Genomic DNA, 18,771 nt, shown 5'->3' on the forward strand with positions numbered 1-18,771 from the left:
TTCAGAACAATGAGGCAGTATTCCATGTAATTTTGCGCGAAATTTCATCCGCATCATGAATACAATATTTAAGCCCAAACTGTTTACGATTTTAAAAAATGGCATCAGTAAAAAACAAATTACTTCCGATGTACTAGCCGGTGTTGTTGTTGGTATTGTTGCCCTGCCGCTGGCGATTGCTTTTGCTGTTGCCTCAGGAGTTTCGCCCGAAAAAGGACTGATTACCGCAGTTGTTGCCGGTTTTCTTATCTCGTTTTTAGGCGGTAGCCGTGTGCAAATTGGCGGCCCAACCGGTGCTTTTATCGTAATTGTTTACGGCATTGTACAGCAGTACGGCGTTAACGGACTTATTATATCTACGGTTCTGGCCGGTGTTATGCTTATCGCTTTCGGCGTGTTAAAACTTGGTACACTCCTGAAATTTATCCCCCACCCGCTTATTGTTGGCTTTACCAGCGGTATTGCATTGGTTATTTTTTCTACTCAAATAAAAGATGCACTGGGATTAACCATTACCGACCTTCCTTCGGGATTTTTGGAAAAATGGCAGGTTTATATTAGTAACCTGGGTAATGTAAATACGGCAGCTTTGCTGGTAACACTGGCAACGATTGGCATCACGCTAATCAGCGGAAAATTTGTAAAAAAAATACCGGGGTCGTTTTTGGCCATTATCCTTGTTACACTGGTAGTACAGCTTTTTAAAATACCGGTTGCAACTATTGAAACCTATTTTGGAGAGATCAGTAATACAATACATTTTACCGTACCACAGATTCGGTTGGGCGATTTGCAGAATTACCTCGAACCGGCACTTACCATTGCCTTGCTGGGTGGTATCGAGTCGCTGTTATCGGCAGTGGTTGCCGATGGTATGATAAGTGGAAAACACCGCTCGAACACCGAATTAATTGCCCAGGGAATTGCCAACGTAGTTACCCCGTTTTTTGGCGGTATTCCGGCAACCGGAGCGATTGCACGTACGGCAACCAACGTAAAAAATGGCGGACGCACACCCATTGCCGGTATTGCACATGCCATTACCTTGTTGCTGATTATGCTGTTTTTGGGGAAATGGGCCAAACTTATTCCGATGTCGTGCCTGGCCGGTATTTTAATTATTGTTGCTTATAACATGAGCGAATGGCGCTCGTTTGCTTCCATTCTGAAAGGATCGGTTTTCGATATTATTGTTTTGCTTACCACCTTTATTTTAACCGTGCTGGTTGATTTAACAGTTGCCATTGAAGTTGGCGTGGTACTGTCAGCTATCCTGTTTATGAAACGTATGGCTGACATTAGCGAAAAACGTATTAATAACATTGTTGACACCGACGTAATTGAAGACTATTCGCAGTTGCCAAAAGGTGTTTCAGTTTACGAAATAAGCGGCCCCTTGTTTTTTGCATCGGCGCGTCGTTATTCCGAAGTAATTCAGGAAATCGGGGAAAATTGCAACACGCTGATTCTGCGTATGCGCCATGTCTCTTTCATCGACGAAACGGGAATGAAAAACCTGCAGAGCTCGCTTAAAATCCTGCAAAAACAAGGAGTGAAAGTAATTCTGTCGGGTGTTTCTTCGCAGCTAAAAACCGACCTGGAGAAACGTCTCAGCCCAAAAGTTATTGATTACATTGATATGGAAGATTCGTTTGAAAAAGCGCTCGACTATGCTAAATCATTTTCCAACATGTAATCGACATTTCCCGATTCGAAGAAGTCATTTTTTGAGTTGAAGTACCTGTTTTTTGAGTTAAAGCACCTGTTTTTTGACTCGAAGTGCTTGTTTTTTGAGTTAAAGTACCTGTTTCTTCCGCACTGCCGAAAGGCTTCTAAAGACAAACCGTTTGCCGCTGTTTATTGCTGAACAGGCAGGCCTCTAAAATCTTTAATACCTCCAGCGCTTCAGCCGGATTAACCGGCAAGGCTTTATTGTTTCTGATGGCTTCGAAAAGCTTGTCGTAAAAAATGCGGTAATCACCGGGCACGGTTTCTACCAGTTCTTCCACCTGCTCGTCGTTTTCGGTGTACACCAGTGTTCCCCACCAATCGGTTTCTTCTTTTCCCCAATCGTCACCTTTGGGCAAATTACCGGCTTGTAACAGCTCTTCCTGCCCATCGCTCCCCCACTTTTTAAACGTGCCGTACTCACCATTTATCGTATATCGAGGCCCGGGATCCATTACCAGGTACGAGCTTTTTAACAAGGCCGAAAAACCTTCATAATCCAATCGGATATCGTAATAATCGGCCACTTTTCCTCCTGTTCGTACTGTTTTTAAATGGGCGGTAACCGTTTGCGGTTTTCCAAACAACACGTAGGCCTGGTCAACCATATGCGCCCCGAGGTTATACAAAACACCGCAATATTCATCGCCCTCTTCTTTCCAGCTGTCGGGTGTAATTTCGGTGCGGTAACGGTCGTAATGCGATTCAAACTCTACCAGCCGCCCAAACTTGGCTTCCTTTATTACTTTTTGCACCGTTCTGAAATCGCCATCCCACCGGCGGTTCTGGAAAACAGTAAAAACCAAACCTTTCGCCTGTGCCAGCTCAATCAGCTCCTGTAATTCCGCACTCCGCAAGGTGGCCGGTTTTTCAACCACCACATGTTTTCCGGCCTCCAGAGCCTGTTTCACCATGGTATAATGCAATCGATCAGGCGTGTTTACAACAACCAGTTCAACTTCGGTATCGGTTAATATATCGTCGTAGCTTTTTACAATCGTCGCATCGGGCAACAACGCTTTCGAAAGTTCTTTTGACCGCTCCAACACCAGTTTTACCCTGAAATTCGGATTCACTTTCAACAAGGGGCCATGAAATACTTTCCCCGACATACCAAACGAAGCCAACGCCACTATAACCTGATTATTCATGTTCGATTACGAATGAAATTATTACTCACAAAATTCTTGATTATAAAAATACAGAAATAAGTTTTCCGCACAAAAGTTGCTGAATAACATTCGCCATACATGCTATTGTATAACACATTAGCTTCTATTCCACAAAATTTGATTGTAAATTGCCTGCAAAAACAATACGAGTACTCCGGTTATGAAACGGCTGGAAACAACAATGCTAATCATATGAAAAATTTTCTGAACAGTTATCTAACAGAATCGAAATGCATCAACCTCGAGTCAGGCGATTATCCCAGTCCTTTTCTTACCATTTCGCGACAAGCCGGATGCTCGGCAAAGCGCATAGCCATTAAGCTTTCGAAAATACTGACCGGGTACAGCTACATGTCGGAAACTAAAACCGATGTGGAATGGAAATATGTTGACAAAGATATGTTTTTGGAGGTTGTAGAAGAATTGACCGATGAATTGAAATGGGGAGAATATGAGGATGCCGAAGAATCGATATTGTTTTTAAAAGACGTTGGAAAAGCTTTTGCCGATGAAACGATTTACGATATATCGGACGATAAAATGATTGCGGCGTTAAAAGGAATTATTTGCAGGCTGGCCAACCACGGACGCACGATTATTGTTGGCCGTTCGGCAGGAGCAATTTTAAGAAGCATACCCAACAAACTAAACATCAGGCTTGAAGCACCTGCAGAGTGGCGAATTAACCGAATAATGCAAATTAAAGATATGACCCAAACAGAAGCTGCTGAATACATTACTCAAGCCGACAAAAAGAGAGATGCTTTTATTGAAAAGATTATTGGTAGGAAAGCCGAAAACGAGGATTTTGACGTTATTTTTAATTATGCCACAATGGAAGACGACCAGATAGTTGATGCAGTAATTAACATATTACGGAATAAAAAAATTATCGCTCCTCATTACGAATTCTAACAAATTTATTATTTTAGCTTACAAGAAGTAACGAAAAACATCTTCCGAAAACCGGAAGAAATTAATTTAAATCTCACCTTACCAGGGCCTTTCTTCGGAGAGGCTCTGTTATTTGAATATTTTTTTTGAGATTTTAATTAAAAAAACAAGGTTTTTATTGTGATAATCTAATAATTAGTCCGTTACTTTGATATAAGATTTTAATTCGCACTTCACCTGTGTTTGTGATTTTCCGTTTTAATGTCTGACACGTTCTTATTACTTAACAATAATTTTTTGAAAATAAAGCGGCATACAGCCGCCAGTTTTTACATTTATACATTTATATTTTTCTATTTTTTATGAATTTATTTGTTGCAAAGTTAGACTCATCGATTACAGGTGACTACTTAAATGAGCTGTTCTCTGCACACGGAGAAGTAGCATCTGCCAAAGTTATTTTTGACAGAGAAACGGGAAACTCGAAATGTTTTGGTTTTGTTGAAATGCCAAACGAAGAAGAAGCTAATGCAGCAATTGCTGCACTTAATGAAACTGAAATTGAAGGAAAACAAATCGTAGTTAAGGAAGCAAATGCTCCACAAGAGCGTCCACGTCGTGATTTTAATCGCGGTGGCGGCGGTGGTGGCTACAACCGCGGTGGCGGTGGTGGTTACAACCGTGGTGGCGGCGACCGCAGAAGCGGTGGTGGTGGCTACGATCGTCGCGGTGGCGGCGGTGGCGACCGCAGAGGCGGCGGCGGTGGTTACGATCGTCGTGGTGGCGGCGGTGGCGACCGTTGGTAAGCTTCCCGAAAGATATTTAAAAGAAGGTGTTCGTTTTTTCGAACACCTTTTTTTCTGAAAGTCGATTAAAGGAAGACAGCCGTTTTTCGTCCGATAGTACGGGCAATCCTTTATCAGCTAACTATTCCAAACGATTTCCCTTCAGTCGTTTCATCCCGGTGCTGCACACCGGGTTAATCACATTCTACGCTTTCAGCGCCATAAAAAGCTTTAGAGTCAAACATCGCTGTTCAGTTAACTCGTATTAACCTTGTAATTCTGTTCCATATCCCGAAGGGATAAAATAGGATTAACCTTGGGTGAAACCCGGGGGTAATATGAAAGTAAATCAAAGGCGCAATCAATAAGCTATTCAAGGCACAATCGCTGTATGCGCCTTGTTATCCAACTACTTTTAGGAAATGCTGTCGTCAGGCTTCACTTTCATTCCTGTTGGTGATTCCCGGGCATCATGAATGTTTTAAAGGTGTTGAAATAAAATAGCTCTTGAATGAGAAATGTTCATCTTCTATTTTAAGAGAGCAATAACCTGATCGCTTTATAAGGTCTTCAGCCAGGCTTCAGCCTCAATAAGCTCGGTTTGCTCAGCCGTTTTTACAGCATAGTTAAAACCGGGCTGGATACAAAACGAACCGTACTCACCTTTTGTGTTTAAAGCAATATAACCAATCTGATGGCTTTGATAATCGGGAATCTTTTTAGCGATGCGTCGAACGGCCTCTTCACAAGCCCGGTCGGGCGACATGCCGCTGCGCATTAGTTCAACCACCAGAAACGAACCCAGCGTTTTCATTACCAGTTCGCCCGATCCGGTAGCTGTTGCGCCTCCCACTTGGCCATCAACAAACAAACCGGCTCCAATTATTGGAGAATCGCCTACCCTGCCGGGCATTTTATAGCCCATTCCGCTGGTGGTACAAGCTCCTGAAATACGTCCGTCTTCATCGAGCGCCAACATCCCAATGGTATCGTGGTTATCTTCAGTAACATTCTCAATATTAATATTGTTAGTGAATTCCTTGTTGTCCTTTTTCCACTTTTTCCACTCCTTTTTACGGGCTTTGGTTAGCAGCTTTTCTTTTTCAAAACCATTATCAAGTGCAAATTCCAGTGCTCCTTTCCCGCTTAACATTACATGCGGCGTTTTCTCCATTACCAGACGAGCCACCGAAACAGGATGAACGATGTGCTGCAAATAGCTTACACTTCCGGCACGTCCTTTCTCGTCCATAATACAGGCGTCGAGCGTTACTTTTCCGCTGGCATCGGGAATTCCGCCTTTTCCAACGGTAATTACATTTGGATCGCCTTCGGGAACACGCACTCCTGCGTCCACCGCATCAAGCGAGTGGCCTCCTTTCGCCAATATCTCCCAGGCAGCCTCGTTGGCAGCCATACCATGATTCCATGTTGAGATTACAACCGGGAATTTATTTGCTGACTGAAAAACCGAATTTGAAAACGCTTTCGTGGCTACACCTGCGCCGGCAAGCATTAACGAACTTTTTGCTAAAAAGGAACGACGGGATATCATAGTTTAATACTTTTAATTGATTTCAAAAGTAAACAAAATGTATTCCAGGAATCAGCTCACGGCAGGTTTTTAATAATGATAACCTTTTATTGATTCTCGTACAAAGCTTTATTCGTGCGAGAAATACTCCAACGTTTTTCTGTAATTCGAGAATACCACTGCGCGCGAAATAAAACCAAGATACTTCCCATCGTCGATAACAGCAAGATTGTACCGGTTTGAGGTTTCAAATTTTTTCGCCACTGTTTCCATATTGTCTTTCGACGAAATATAAAATTCAGGCATAAACATCAGGTCTTTCACCATCACCTGGTCATACAGCTCGTGCTCGAAAATAAGGTGTTTCACCTTCGAGAGTTTCACCATCCCTTTCATATAACCTTCTTCATCAACAATCGGGAAAAGGTTCCGGTTCGATTTTGAAATGGCTTTTACCAGATCGCCCAAACTGGCATCGGGAGAAATAATCTCAAAGTCGTTCTCTATCAATTTTTTTACTTCCATCGAGCGAAGTATAGCTTTGTCTTTGTGGTGCGTAATCAAATCGCCGGTTTGTGCCAGGTGTTTGGTATAAATGGAATGGGGCTCAAAACGCATGATGGTTAAATACGCCACCGTTGAAGTTATAAGCAAGGGAATAAACAAGCCATAACCTCCTGTAATTTCAGCAGTTAAAAATATTCCTGTAAGCGGAGCATGCATAACGGCTGCCATCATTCCGGCCATTCCAGCCAGTGCAAAGTTATTTTCAGGCACTCCCAAATCGAAAAAAGTGTTGAGCAAAAATACCAGAAAATAACCGGCAATTGCACCGGTAAACAGTGTTGGAGCAAAAATACCTCCGTTACCACCCGAGCCGGTTGTTGCCGACATGGCGAATACCTTAAAAATAAGTATTGCGGCCAGCACAATCAGTACAACGTACGGATTATCTTTCCATTGAAAGAACATGGAGTTGTTCAATAAATCGGCCCCCTGATTATTAAAAACCGAGTTAATACTGGTGTAACCTTCGCCCCAAAGCGGAGGAAAAATAAAAATTAAAATACCCAGCGTAACAGCACCGATAAGCACACGAACAAACCAGTTGTTTATCGTCGCGAAACGCTTTTCAAGAAACATGGTTCCGCGCGTAAAATAAATGCCAAGCAAGCCGGTAAAAATTCCCACAAGTATGTAAATCCAAATCATATTAATATGAAATGGTGCCACCTGATCAAAATGGAGCATTACGCTTTCGCCCATAAAAAAGTACGAGATTACTGTGGCCGACACCGCCGAAATCAGCAGCGGGATTAGAAAGGCCATGGTTAAATCGAGCATCAGCACTTCAAGGGTAAAAACAATACCGGCCATTGGCGCATTAAAAATACCTGCAATTGCACCGGCCGCTCCACAGCCAACCATAAGGGTAATGTATTTATACCGTAATTTAAATATGCGTGCCAGGTTCGAACCTATTGATGCACCGGTAAGTACAATTGGTGCCTCCGATCCTACCGATCCTCCAAAACCGATGGTTAACGAACTGGCAATCATCGATGAGTAGGTTTTTGATGGCCTCAGCTTACTGCTCTTTTTCGAAATTGAATACAGAATTTTTGAGACGCCATGCCCAATATCATCGCGAATAATATAGCGAACAAACAACACCGTTAACAATATCCCGATAAATGGATACAACAAATAGAGGTAATTAAACCCTTCAACAGAAATTACGCCGGTTAACTCTTCGGCAACAAAGTGAATCAGGTTTTTTAACAGCAGGGCAGCCAATCCACTTACCAGCCCAACAATCAAACTTAGCAAATACAAAAAGTTCTTTTCCGGTATTTTTGCAATTCGCCAGGCAACAAGTCGATTAAGCAACTTACTCATCAACAACTTGTTAATTCTAAAAATTCTAAACATGAGAAACATCAATTATCTGTTTACGATAGCGGGTAAACACACGTGCCCGCGAAATAAATCCAATGTATTTGCCTTCTTCTATCACCGCCAGGTTGTAGCGCCCCGATGATTCAAATTTAGCAGTAACAATTTCCATGCTGTCATTCGGGTCGATCGAAAATTCAGGCATATACATCAACTCGCTTATTTTCACTGTATCGTATAGTTCATGGTTGAAGATCATCGTTCTCACGTCGTCCATTTTTACCATTCCCACCATCGTTCCATCGTTTTTTACAACAGGAAACAAATCGCGGTGGCCCCTGGTAATGGCTTCAGTAAGGTCGCGCAAAGTTGCATCGGGCGACAAAACTTCAAAGTCGGTTTCAATTAAATTTTTTACTTGCATCAACTGCAACACATTGGCATCTTTATCGTGGGTTAACAATTCTTTGCGCCGTGCCAACTGAATATGATAAACCGAGTTTGGCGTAAATGCCCTGACAATAAGGTATGCAAATGTAGCCGTAACCATGAGCGGCACAAACAACTTGTACCCTCCTGAAATATCTGCAATCAGGAATATTCCGGTGAGTGGCGCATGTAAAACGCCGGCAATTAACCCGGCCATTCCTATTAATGCAAAGTTATTCGAATTTAGGTCTCGTATGCCCAGTCGGTTAATAAGCAGCGAAAAAAGCATTCCAGTATTAACTCCCATAAAAAGCGTTGGCGCAAAAATACCACCAACACCTCCTGCTCCAAAGGTAAGCGATGTGGCTACGATCTTCAGCAAAATTACAGCTACAATAAGTAGCATGGCTGCCCACAATTCTTCACGTAACGAATAGAAAAAACTATTATCGAAAAGATAGTTTAAGTCGCCGGCCAAACATTCGTTTATCGACTCGTAACCTTCGCCGTAAAGTGACGGAAAAAGAAAGATCAGCGCTCCCAGACCGGCACCGCCAGCAAGCAAACGTATTCGGCTGCTTTTCAATTTCTCAAAAATATCGGCTACAAACAAGTACATTTTCGTAAAATATACCGATACAAAACCGGTTACAGCTCCCAAAGCAATGTAGAAAGGTAAATCGCCCAATTCAAAAGCATCAACCACATTAAACGGGTAAAGTACATCCTGCCCCAAAAATAAATACGAGGTTACCACCGCAGTTGATGACGCGAGCAAAAGCGGCACCAGCGAAAATACGGTCAGGTCGATCATTATTACCTCCACAGCAAAAACAATAGCTGCAATGGGCGCTTTAAAAATAGCTGCCATGGCTCCGGCGCAAGCACAGGCAAGCATCAAAATCGTATTTTTATAGTTGAGCCGGAAAATACTGGCAATCCACGATCCCCAGGCAGTTCCGGTGGCAACTGTTGGCCCCTCCAGCCCTACCGACCCGCCAAAACCAACGGTTAACGAAGCCGTTACAACCGATGAAAATAAGTTATGCCTTGAGATTTTCCCTTTTCGTTTTGAGATACTATACAACACATTGGGAATTCCGTGTCTGACTTCCGAGCGAACAATATATTTAATAACCAGAATTGCGAGAAAAATTCCAACAACGGGTAAAGCGAAATAGATATAATTCTGTACTTCATTCGCAACCAGATTGTGAACCATTTCTTCCGTAAAACGCACCGTATTTTTAAGAACAACAGCCGCTATTCCCGACAAAACACCAATAATAATACTTAGCACGGTTAAAAAACCCCGCTCGCCCAGGTGCTTTAACCGCCACCTGTGCAATCGTACAAAAATATGCTGTCTGTGCTTTGTCATTTTTTTCGATCTGGTAAAAGTAACAATTAGCAAGCGCGATTAACAAATTTTAAGGAACTAAAAGCTAAAGATTTTGTTATCCTAATAAACCAGGGTAAGATGAAAATAAAACTCACAGGAAGTAACGGATATATTGGCCGGCTCATTTCATCAGAATTGCTGAAAAAAGGGCATGCTGTGTCAGGCATTAATCGCAACCTACTTTATGGAGCATCAACAAATCTTCAGAAAGAATTACGCAACGCCGATGTGATAATTAACCTTGCCGGTGCCCCTATTTTACAGCGCTGGACAGCAGAAAATAAAAAAAACATATACAACAGCCGGGTGGTAACCACGCGCAACCTGGTAAAAGCAATTATTGACTTACCCGAAAATGAACGCCCCAAAAAAGTAGTATCAGCATCGGCAATTGGCCTGTACAGATCAGGGGATTCGCACACCGAAGAAAGCACAAACTTTGATGACGGTTTTGTTGGAGAAGTGGTAAAGGACTGGGAAAACGAACTAAGGGTTTTACCCATGAATGTGCAAACCATTGTTTTTCGGCTCGGAATTGTTTTTGGAAAAGAGGCAAAAACCATACACAACATGCTGCTACCCTTTAAACTGGGCCTCGGGGGTAAGATCGGGTCGGGCGAGCAGGCTTTTCCCTTTATTCACGAACAGGATGTGGTTAATGCATTCGTTTGGGCTACCGAAACACTTGAAACAAGTGATACTTTTAATTTAACCGCCCCCGAATCGATATCAAATAAAGAATTTACCCAAACTTTTGCCCGGCAATTAAAGCGTCCTGCATTTTTTACTATTCCTGCTTTTGCTTTGAAACTGGTGTTTGGCAAGGCAGCCCAATTGCTAACACAATCACCAAATGTATCATCCCGAAAACTGCTAAACGCAGGTTTTAATTTCGAATACCCAACAATAAAAGCTACCTTACAAAATATTATTGCTAAGAGCTAAAAACTTTAGTCGTTATTTTCTGTTCTCATTCATTAGCTTTGTAAAAAACAATTTTACGCATTACCAATGAAGAACCAGGAAAAAGGCCATTTGCGAACGAACATAAAATTTTTCCGCGATGTATTTCTGTTGCATCCCTACCGTTTGTTTGCCTTGCGCGCCACAATTTCAATGGGTGTATTGGCCGTACCATTTATAATTGCCGGCCTGCCGTTTTTTGGGGTAACACTGGCTTTGGGAGCTTTGGCCGGCGCTTTGTCGGAAACCGATGACCATCCGAAAGGGCGTATAAAATCGTTGTCGATAACCATTCTCAGCTTTTTTATATCAAGTTTCTCGGTAGGGCTTTTAAATAATTACACCTGGATACTTGGCGCCGGATTTATCCTCTCCACCATCATATTTATTTTAATTGGAGGAATTGGCGAACGGTACCGCGCCATTACCTTCGGCTCTATTTTAGTAGGTATTTACGCAATGCTCGGCATCCAAATCAGTCCGGCCTGGTATTGGCAGGCAGTTTTATTACCTGCCGGAGCTTTGTTTCATGGCATACTCACTTTGATTTTGATCTTCCGAAATCCGTGGCGTTTACTCGACCAGCAAATGGCCAGCGGTTTCAGGGCATTGGGAAATTACCTCGACAAGAAAGCCCTGCTTTTTCCCAGCCTAAAAAAAGACCAGGAAGACATAAATAAAGACCTGGCTTTGCTAAACGTAAATGTGGTGAATGCACTTGAGAGCATAAAAAACGTATTGAACAACTACGCCCGCGAAATGAAGAGCACCGAGCCTCTGAACAACTATCTTCAGCGTTTTATGTTGTTGCAAAGTTTGCACGAGCGTGCCGCATCGACCCACCAGCGCCACGATAAACTGGGAAACAGCAACGAACAAATCGAGATTTTGGAAGGTTTTGGTGAAATGCTTCGCCAGTTGGCTTATGCTTCGCGAATGGTGGCAGAAAATATGCTTACCGGAAGGTCGTACAATCATCCGCCGGCTTTGGAGTGGATTTCAAAAGCCATCGACGACAAACTGCAAACCATGCCTGTGGAAGATGCCCAGGACCTGATCCTGCTACATCACAATTTACACCGTTCGCACGTTTCGTTAAAATACCTCGACAACCTGGAAGAAGGCACCTCGATTCCCCGTTTACGGCGCGACGAACGCACACCGTTTCAACGCCTAAAAGAGCAGCTTACTCTTCGTCATCCACGAATGCGCTATGCATTGCGGCTCAGCTTAACCTTTGCTCTGGGCTACATTCTCCAGATTTATCTTGATCTTGATAAAGGCCAGTGGGTAATGCTAACCAGTTTATTTGTTAGCCAAATTACCTACAGCGACACCCGCCGCCGCCTGTTTGAGCGTTTACTGGGAACGGCCACCGGGATTGTTATCGGCGCCGCATTACTGCAAATTTTTACCACCACTGCAGCACAGGTTTTACTGATGATGGGCTCGGCGATGGCCTTTTTCTACTGGCTGCGAAAAAAATACTCGGTAGCGGTAATATTTGTAACCACTTTTGTACTGAGTGCTTTTAACATTATTTCAAACGATGGAGGCATAAACAGTATGATTCCGCGTTTGGTTGACACCCTGCTTGGGGCAACATTGTCGTTTCTCACCATTCGCTTTTTGTGGCCGGGCTGGCAATACCGGCGCATTTCCGGGCTTATTTCTGCGGCACTCGAAAAGAACAGGAACTATTTTCAAGCCATTGCCAGAGAATACCAGCAAGCAAGTAGCGACGACCTGCAATACCGCATTGCACGACGTGAAGCGCACCTGGCCGATAACGAACTTGCACAGGCCTGGAACAGCATGAGGCAAGAGCCGAAAAGTAAACAACACAAAATGGATAGTGTACTCACCAATACTTATCTGAATCATGCTTTACTCTCGCACATTTCGGCACTGGGAGCGCATCGCGAAGCCAATATTGAGCGATTCAAAAACATTGAATCGCTGTTTCTGCAAATTCATAATAAGATGAGTGAAGCCGGAAAAGAAAGTACCTTACGCGAAGAGAAGTTGTCATCCGATCTGTCGGAACTGCTAATGACACTGCAGCAACAAATCAGAAACACCGAAGCTGGTTTAAAACGGCAACAGCTGCGCTTGTTTTATAATATTGCGGCAACAACATCAAAAATTATTGATGAGCTAAAACGAACCTCCTCCCGGTAATTTTAAACGGAGATATTTCTAAGCCACGTGATTTTGAGAAGTGCGAAAGGCTGCATTTTGTTGAGAAACCATTCCCTGTCGCACGTAAAAGGAACCGTTTAGGGCACAAAAAAACCTTCTGCCCAAAGACAGAAGGTTTTTATAATATATAAAGATTGATCTGAATTAGTCAACTTGAGGACCAGCAGCAACCAATGCTTTACCTTCTTCGTTATCAGTGTATTTAACGAAGTTTTTAATAAAGCGAGCACCAAGATCTTTAGCCTTTTCTTCCCATTCAGAAGCATTAGCATAAGTATCTCTTGGATCAAGAATACCAGTATCAACACCTGCTAATTCAGTAGGAATTTCAAGGTTGAAGATTGGTAAGTTCTTAGTTGGAGCTTTGTCGATTGAACCATCAAGGATAGCAGTAATGATACCGCGAGTATCTTTAATAGAAATACGTTTGCCGGTACCGTTCCATCCGGTGTTCACCAGGTAAGCTTCTGCTCCGTGTTCTTCCATTTTTTTCACCAATTCCTCACCGTATTTAGTTGGGTGAAGTGAAAGGAAAGCACCACCAAAGCAAGCAGAGAATGTTGGCTGTGGAGTAGTAACACCACGCTCGGTTCCTGCTAATTTTGCAGTAAATCCTGATAAGAAATAATATTTAGTTTGTTCCGGAGTTAATTTTGAAACCGGAGGAGTTACACCAAATGCATCAGCAGTTAAGAAAATAACTTTTTTAGCATGACCTGCTTTTGATGGAACAGCAATATTATCGATGTGGTGAATTGGATAAGAAACACGAGTGTTTGCCGGACCTGAATTAAAGTCAATTTTTCCATCAGCATCAAGAGTAACGTTCTCCAAAAGAGCGTTACGTTTGATAGCTCCGTAAATTTCCGGCTCAGCATCTTTATCCAGGTTAATGGTTTTTGCATAACAACCACCTTCGAAGTTGAATACACCTTCATCATCCCAACCGTGCTCATCATCACCAATCAACTGACGGTTAGGGTCAGTAGAAAGAGTAGTTTTACCAGTACCAGAAAGACCAAAGAAGATAGCAACATCACCATCTTTACCTACGTTAGCAGAACAGTGCATAGCAGCCATACCCGCTTTTGGCAAGTAGTAGTTCATCATAGCGAACATACCTTTTTTCATCTCACCACCATACCAGCTACCACCGATCACTTGCATTTTTTCTTTCAAGTTGAAAACAGTATATACTGGAGAGTTCATACCAAACTCTTCCCAACGGTCGTTTTGAGTTTTAGAACCATTCATGGCTACGAAATCAGGCTCACCATAGTTAGCAAGTTCTTCTTCAGTAGGACGAATAAACATGTTTTTCACAAAGTGAGCTTGCCATGCTACTTCCATAATGAAACGAATTTTCAAACGAGAGTTTTCGTTAGCACCTAAGAAAGTATCCATAACATACAATTTCTTTCCAGAAAGTTGTTTTGCTGTGATTTCTTTTAAGTAAGACCAAGCTTCCTCTGAAACTTTTTTGTTATCGTTTGGAGATTCTGGAGTAGTCCACCAAATATCTTCAGACGCTTCGTTATCTACAAGGAATTTATCTTTAGGAGAACGACCAGTGAATTCACCTGTCATTACGTTTACAGCGTCAAGCTCTGACAACTGACCTTTTTCGAATCCCTCTAAAGCAGGATTCATTTCTTCTTCATAAAGTTTCTCGTATGAAGGGTTGTGGATAATTTCCTGTACGTCAACAATTCCGTACTTGCTTAAATCTAAATTTGCCATAACTACCTAATAATTAACTTAATAATACAATTTTTCGTCTACTTAAATCGGGACACAAAAATATCATAATTTTCCAATCGGAGGGGGTCACCTCCCCCATTTGCTCTTTTTTTCACCCCAATTAAACATTAGCTTAACAATAGATTGTCATTAAGAAGGCATTTTACTCTTAATTTAGGCACAAAAAAAGCGCTACAAATAAGGATGTAACGCTCTTTTATTATTATCTTATGTCTGTTATGACCTTGGATGAAACTGGTGGATTGTTGACTTCAGGTAATCCTTATCCAAATGGGTATAAATCTCGGTTGTTAATATCGATTCGTGCCCTAACATTTCCTGAACGGCCCGCAAGTCGGCTCCACCATTTATCAGGTGTGTGGCAAACGAGTGACGGAAGGTATGCGGACTGATTTTCTTGTCTAAATTAACCTTTGCGGCCAGGTTTTTAATAATGGTAAAAATCATTACCCTGCTTAATTTTCTGCCGCGGCGGTTTAAAAACAATATGTTCTCACTGTCTTTATTCACCCGAAGGTTTTTTCGGTAATTGGCCAGGTATTTATTAATCTCTTCAATTGCCCGTCCGCTAACCGGTACCAATCGCTCTTTACCTGCTTTTCCTTCAATTTTTATAAATCCCTGCTCAAAAAACAGGTTGGTCATTTTCAGGTTTACCAGCTCCGATACGCGCAAGCCGCAACTGTACAAAGTTTCCAACATGGCTTTGTTTCGCTGCCCTTCTGATTTTTTCAAATCAATGGCATTTATTAACGTATCTATTTCTTCCATAGATAATATGTCGGGCAGTTTCCGGCCAATTTTTGGCGACTCGAGCAAAGCCGTCGGATCACTGGTGATCTTCTCTTCGATTAACAGGTATTTATAGAAAGATTTTATGCCAGAAATAGTTCGCGCCTGAGTTCTCGGACTAACACCTTTCTCATTTAACCATTCTACAAAGTTTTTTAACTGACTCAGCGTTACCTTTTCAGGATTTACCCCTTTGAAACTTTTTTCAAAAAAATTCTCCAACTTGTTGATATCATTAATGTAGGCAGCTATTGAGTTCTGCGATAATGATTTCTCCAACTTTAAGTAGTTTTCATATCCTTTTTTACATTCCTCCCATTTCATAATATTGCAAATTAAGGTTACTTTTATGTCTGTTTATATCGTGCAATGTATGTTATTATACCTATGAACTATTAACACAAAAAAATATTACGTTGCATTTTGAATAAAGTTACTATAAAATAAATTAAAATCGAAGAAATGAAGCTCTTGATTATCAACGGACCGAACTTAAACCTGCTTGGGGTAAGGGAAAAGTCGATTTATGGAACAGAAAGTTTTAAAAGTTATTATGAACAATTAAAACAGGATTTCCCGGATTCAGACCTCTCCTATTACCAATCGAACGTTGAGGGAGAACTTATAAATTCCTTACACGAGCATGGTTTTAGTTACGACGGGATAATCATAAATGCCGGTGCCTACACGCACACCTCGGTGGCCATACGCGATGCCATTGCCGGAATAAAAACACCTGTTGTTGAAGTACATATATCAAATACACTTACACGCGAAGATTTCAGGCACAAATCAATCATTGGCCCGGTATGTAAAGGATGTATTATGGGATTTGGTCTGGAATCATATCGATTGGCAATTCAAAGTTTTGTAAATTGAAACGTAATCTATACTCTCTATTAAATTTAATTGCTGATTAAATTTAATTTAACCGTTAAATCGGGTTTTATTGTACTTTTGCGCCCTTAAAAATTAGAAATAATGAGACAGACCAAAATTGTTGCAACGATCTCGGATCAACGATGTGACGTAGATTTTATACAGTCACTATATAATGCGGGGCTGAACGTAGCCCGTATTAACACTGCCCATATTACTCCCGAAAGCGGGAAAGTTATGGTTGACAATATTCGCGCGGTTTCAGATAAAATTGCAATTCTTGTTGACACGAAAGGCCCGGAAATAAGAACATGTCAAACTCTTTCGGACACTGAAGTTAAGGAAGGAGAACTGGTTACGCTTTCATACTCTACGGGAGTGATTGAGAATGTAAAAAACATTTGTGTAAACTATAAAGGTTTTGTAAACGACCTGAATGTTGGCAACAAAATTCTTGTGGATGACGGCGAAACTGAATTCGAAGTAGTTGAAAAACACATTCAGTATTTATTGTGTAGAGTTTGCAACTCGGGCGTTATTAAAAAGCGTAAGAGTATTAACGTTCCCGGCGTAGAAATTAAATTACCATCGCTGACGGAACGCGACGTGGAATTTATTCGCTTTGCTGCCGAAAACGAACTCGATTTTATTGCACACTCGTTTGTACGCCATAAAGAAGATGTAAAAGAAGTTCAGAAAATTCTGGATGAACATAACAGCCCGATTAAAATTATTGCCAAAATTGAAAACATGGAGGGTGTTGACAATATCGACGAGATATTGGAACACGCCTATGGTATTATGGTAGCACGTGGCGATTTGGGTATTGAACTTCCGGAATCGAAGATCCCATCTATTCAGCGTAACCTGGTTCGTCGTGCAATATTGTTCCAAAAACCGGTTATTATTGCCACACAAATGCTGCACACTATGATTGAGCACCCAAGACCAACACGTGCCGAGGTGAGCGACGTGGCAAGTGCTATTTACATGGGAACCGACGCCATCATGTTAAGTGGCGAAACAGCTTACGGAAAGTATCCTGTTGAAGCCGTTAAAGCAATGGATAAAATTGCTCAGGAAGTTGAACCAGACCGCGACCGTCGCGAGTTAACAGTTCCACTTAAAGCTGATATTCCGGCTTACCTGGCCCAGTCGGCAATACGCGCTGCACGCGAATTAAAACCCGATGCGATTATCACATCAACCACAACCGGCAAAACAGGACGTTACCTTTCATCGCACCGCTCGTTTTACCCGGTTTTTGTTAAATGCCACTCACACCGGGTAATGCGCGAACTGGCGCTTTCATTTGGCGTTCATCCGTCGTACCTCGAAGCTAAAAAGAACAAAATGAAGATCCAGAAAGCGGCTGTTCAGGAGTTGGTTAACGAGGGTACCGTTAACATGGACGACCTGGTAATTTATATCGGCGGCCGTTTTGGCGAAGATGCAGGTGCATCGTTCATCGAAATATCTACTGCCGACCGCCTATTTACAAAGTCAAAAGAAATAAATTAGCAACAATTTAATTCCATAAAAAAAGCCTTGCTTCTTCATTGAAGCAAGGCTTTTTCATTTTGGATAAAACCGGAATGCCGGATGTCCCGACACTTGCGGTCGGGATTTGGCTGTGGCCGATTTTCAATTCACTTCGTTCATTCGGATACTGGATGCTGGATACTGGATGCTGGATGCTGGATGGATAAAATTGTTAAACGGATAAATTGTAATATTGTAGCTCTTAACGGTCGATCTTATACTCAGTAAAACGCTATGATTTCCAAATTTTTACTCTCTGGTAAAATCTTAAATTCCGTAATTGATAATCTGAGATTGCCCCATTAGATATTTAATGAATTGTATTTTTATTCTTGTTTAAACGCTTTAAGGAGTTAAAAACGCTTGAAGTTTTTTTTTGTGTTTTGGTAAAATCTTATTTGCTCCTCAGATAACCTTAATAACCAATGTTTTACCCCTACAATAACCTTATTAACCTTATTTTTTGTTGATGTTTTTTTGCGAGCTTTTCCAAAGTTTTAATTGCCTTTATTCTGAATAAATTCTAAACCTTGAACTGAAACAATGCTGATTTGCAAAATTGCAAACTGCCAGGCACAGCGCTTGCCTACTGCCAATTCATCCTTTATCAATAATCCTTTTTTTTCTTTTGCCCTGGTACCAGCCGGATATTTCGAATTCAGCACGAAATTTTATTAAATATCATTAGTGTCCGGTAAAAATTTACCGGGCAGTACATTTTAAAGAACCACCCGGTATGTCTACTTTTGAGTTACCACACCAAAAAGTTAGACATGGGTAAAAATACAATTT

The 18,771-nt window shown here is 41.7% G+C and carries 13 protein-coding genes; 7 read left to right on the top strand and 6 right to left on the bottom strand.

Annotated elements, in window-relative coordinates; translation table 11 throughout:
• Window positions 1–55: 55 nt before the first annotated feature.
• Window positions 56–1,696, top strand: a complete 1,641-nt coding sequence (locus BMW53_RS16625; protein WP_038562982.1) for a SulP family inorganic anion transporter — start codon at window positions 56–58, stop codon at window positions 1,694–1,696.
• Between the two features lie 136 nt (window positions 1,697–1,832).
• Here BMW53_RS16625 and BMW53_RS16630 read toward each other — a convergent pair whose 3' ends face one another.
• Complete coding sequence (locus tag BMW53_RS16630; RefSeq protein WP_038562985.1) at window positions 1,833–2,879, bottom strand: Gfo/Idh/MocA family oxidoreductase; 1,047 nt, start codon at window positions 2,877–2,879, stop codon at window positions 1,833–1,835.
• A 213-nt stretch (window positions 2,880–3,092) separates the two neighbouring features.
• Here BMW53_RS16630 and BMW53_RS16635 point away from each other — a divergent pair, with 213 nt between their 5' ends.
• Window positions 3,093–3,815 carry a cytidylate kinase-like family protein gene (locus BMW53_RS16635; protein ID WP_168136451.1) on the top strand — a complete coding sequence of 241 codons (723 nt, stop codon included), beginning with the start codon at window positions 3,093–3,095 and terminating at the stop codon, window positions 3,813–3,815.
• 341 nt (window positions 3,816–4,156) lie between these two features.
• A complete protein-coding gene (locus BMW53_RS16640; protein ID WP_038562991.1) occupies window positions 4,157–4,600 on the top strand; it encodes an RNA recognition motif domain-containing protein in 444 nt (147 codons plus the stop codon).
• 538 nt (window positions 4,601–5,138) lie between these two features.
• Here BMW53_RS16640 and BMW53_RS16645 read toward each other — a convergent pair.
• The 3 genes from BMW53_RS16645 to BMW53_RS16655 form a co-directional block, all read right to left on the bottom strand.
• The gene (locus BMW53_RS16645; RefSeq protein ID WP_038562994.1) at window positions 5,139–6,134 is read right to left on the bottom strand and encodes a glycosylasparaginase; all 996 of its coding nucleotides are present in this window, start codon (window positions 6,132–6,134) and stop codon (window positions 5,139–5,141) included.
• 108 nt (window positions 6,135–6,242) lie between these two features.
• Window positions 6,243–8,012, bottom strand: coding sequence for a chloride channel protein (locus tag BMW53_RS16650; protein ID WP_038562997.1), 1,770 nt, complete (start codon window positions 8,010–8,012; stop codon window positions 6,243–6,245).
• 25 nt (window positions 8,013–8,037) lie between these two features.
• Window positions 8,038–9,819: a chloride channel protein gene (locus BMW53_RS16655; protein WP_038563000.1), complete on the bottom strand. Its 1,782-nt coding sequence runs from the start codon at window positions 9,817–9,819 to the stop codon at window positions 8,038–8,040.
• A 99-nt stretch (window positions 9,820–9,918) separates the two neighbouring features.
• Here BMW53_RS16655 and BMW53_RS16660 point away from each other — a divergent pair, with 99 nt between their 5' ends.
• Window positions 9,919–10,785: a TIGR01777 family oxidoreductase gene (locus BMW53_RS16660; protein ID WP_074781023.1), complete on the top strand. Its 867-nt coding sequence runs from the start codon at window positions 9,919–9,921 to the stop codon at window positions 10,783–10,785.
• A gap of 66 nt (window positions 10,786–10,851) precedes the next feature.
• On the top strand, window positions 10,852–12,984 hold the full coding sequence (locus BMW53_RS16665; protein ID WP_038563003.1) for an FUSC family membrane protein: 2,133 nt from the start codon (window positions 10,852–10,854) through the stop codon (window positions 12,982–12,984).
• 165 nt (window positions 12,985–13,149) lie between these two features.
• On the opposite strand, the gene pckA is transcribed toward BMW53_RS16665, so the two are convergent.
• The gene (pckA, locus tag BMW53_RS16670; RefSeq protein ID WP_038563006.1) at window positions 13,150–14,745 is read right to left on the bottom strand and encodes a phosphoenolpyruvate carboxykinase (ATP); all 1,596 of its coding nucleotides are present in this window, start codon (window positions 14,743–14,745) and stop codon (window positions 13,150–13,152) included.
• A gap of 237 nt (window positions 14,746–14,982) precedes the next feature.
• Complete coding sequence (xerD, locus tag BMW53_RS16675; RefSeq protein WP_038563008.1) at window positions 14,983–15,882, bottom strand: site-specific tyrosine recombinase XerD; 900 nt, start codon at window positions 15,880–15,882, stop codon at window positions 14,983–14,985.
• A 138-nt stretch (window positions 15,883–16,020) separates the two neighbouring features.
• Here xerD and aroQ point away from each other — a divergent pair, with 138 nt between their 5' ends.
• Both aroQ and pyk read left to right on the top strand, forming a co-directional pair.
• A complete protein-coding gene (gene aroQ, locus BMW53_RS16680; RefSeq protein WP_038563009.1) occupies window positions 16,021–16,437 on the top strand; it encodes a type II 3-dehydroquinate dehydratase in 417 nt (138 codons plus the stop codon).
• A gap of 102 nt (window positions 16,438–16,539) precedes the next feature.
• The gene (gene pyk, locus BMW53_RS16685; RefSeq protein ID WP_245749063.1) at window positions 16,540–17,958 is read left to right on the top strand and encodes a pyruvate kinase; all 1,419 of its coding nucleotides are present in this window, start codon (window positions 16,540–16,542) and stop codon (window positions 17,956–17,958) included.
• Window positions 17,959–18,771 lie beyond the last annotated feature (813 nt).

The organism is Draconibacterium orientale (assembly GCF_900111425.1).
In the GTDB taxonomy this organism is placed as follows: Bacteria; Bacteroidota; Bacteroidia; order Bacteroidales; family Prolixibacteraceae; genus Draconibacterium; species Draconibacterium orientale.

Coding starts and splice junctions, on each gene's coding strand:
- BMW53_RS16665 (WP_038563003.1), top strand. CDS start 10,852: ATGAAGAACCAGGAAAAAGGCCATTTGCGAACGAACATAAAATTTTTC.
- pckA (WP_038563006.1), bottom strand. CDS start 14,745: ATGGCAAATTTAGATTTAAGCAAGTACGGAATTGTTGACGTACAGGAA.
- BMW53_RS16630 (WP_038562985.1), bottom strand. CDS start 2,879: ATGAATAATCAGGTTATAGTGGCGTTGGCTTCGTTTGGTATGTCGGGG.
- BMW53_RS16635 (WP_168136451.1), top strand. CDS start 3,093: ATGAAAAATTTTCTGAACAGTTATCTAACAGAATCGAAATGCATCAAC.
- pyk (WP_245749063.1), top strand. CDS start 16,540: ATGAGACAGACCAAAATTGTTGCAACGATCTCGGATCAACGATGTGAC.
- xerD (WP_038563008.1), bottom strand. CDS start 15,882: ATGAAATGGGAGGAATGTAAAAAAGGATATGAAAACTACTTAAAGTTG.
- BMW53_RS16625 (WP_038562982.1), top strand. CDS start 56: ATGAATACAATATTTAAGCCCAAACTGTTTACGATTTTAAAAAATGGC.
- BMW53_RS16645 (WP_038562994.1), bottom strand. CDS start 6,134: ATGATATCCCGTCGTTCCTTTTTAGCAAAAAGTTCGTTAATGCTTGCC.
- BMW53_RS16660 (WP_074781023.1), top strand. CDS start 9,919: ATGAAAATAAAACTCACAGGAAGTAACGGATATATTGGCCGGCTCATT.
- BMW53_RS16655 (WP_038563000.1), bottom strand. CDS start 9,819: ATGACAAAGCACAGACAGCATATTTTTGTACGATTGCACAGGTGGCGG.
- BMW53_RS16640 (WP_038562991.1), top strand. CDS start 4,157: ATGAATTTATTTGTTGCAAAGTTAGACTCATCGATTACAGGTGACTAC.
- BMW53_RS16650 (WP_038562997.1), bottom strand. CDS start 8,012: ATGAGTAAGTTGCTTAATCGACTTGTTGCCTGGCGAATTGCAAAAATA.
- aroQ (WP_038563009.1), top strand. CDS start 16,021: ATGAAGCTCTTGATTATCAACGGACCGAACTTAAACCTGCTTGGGGTA.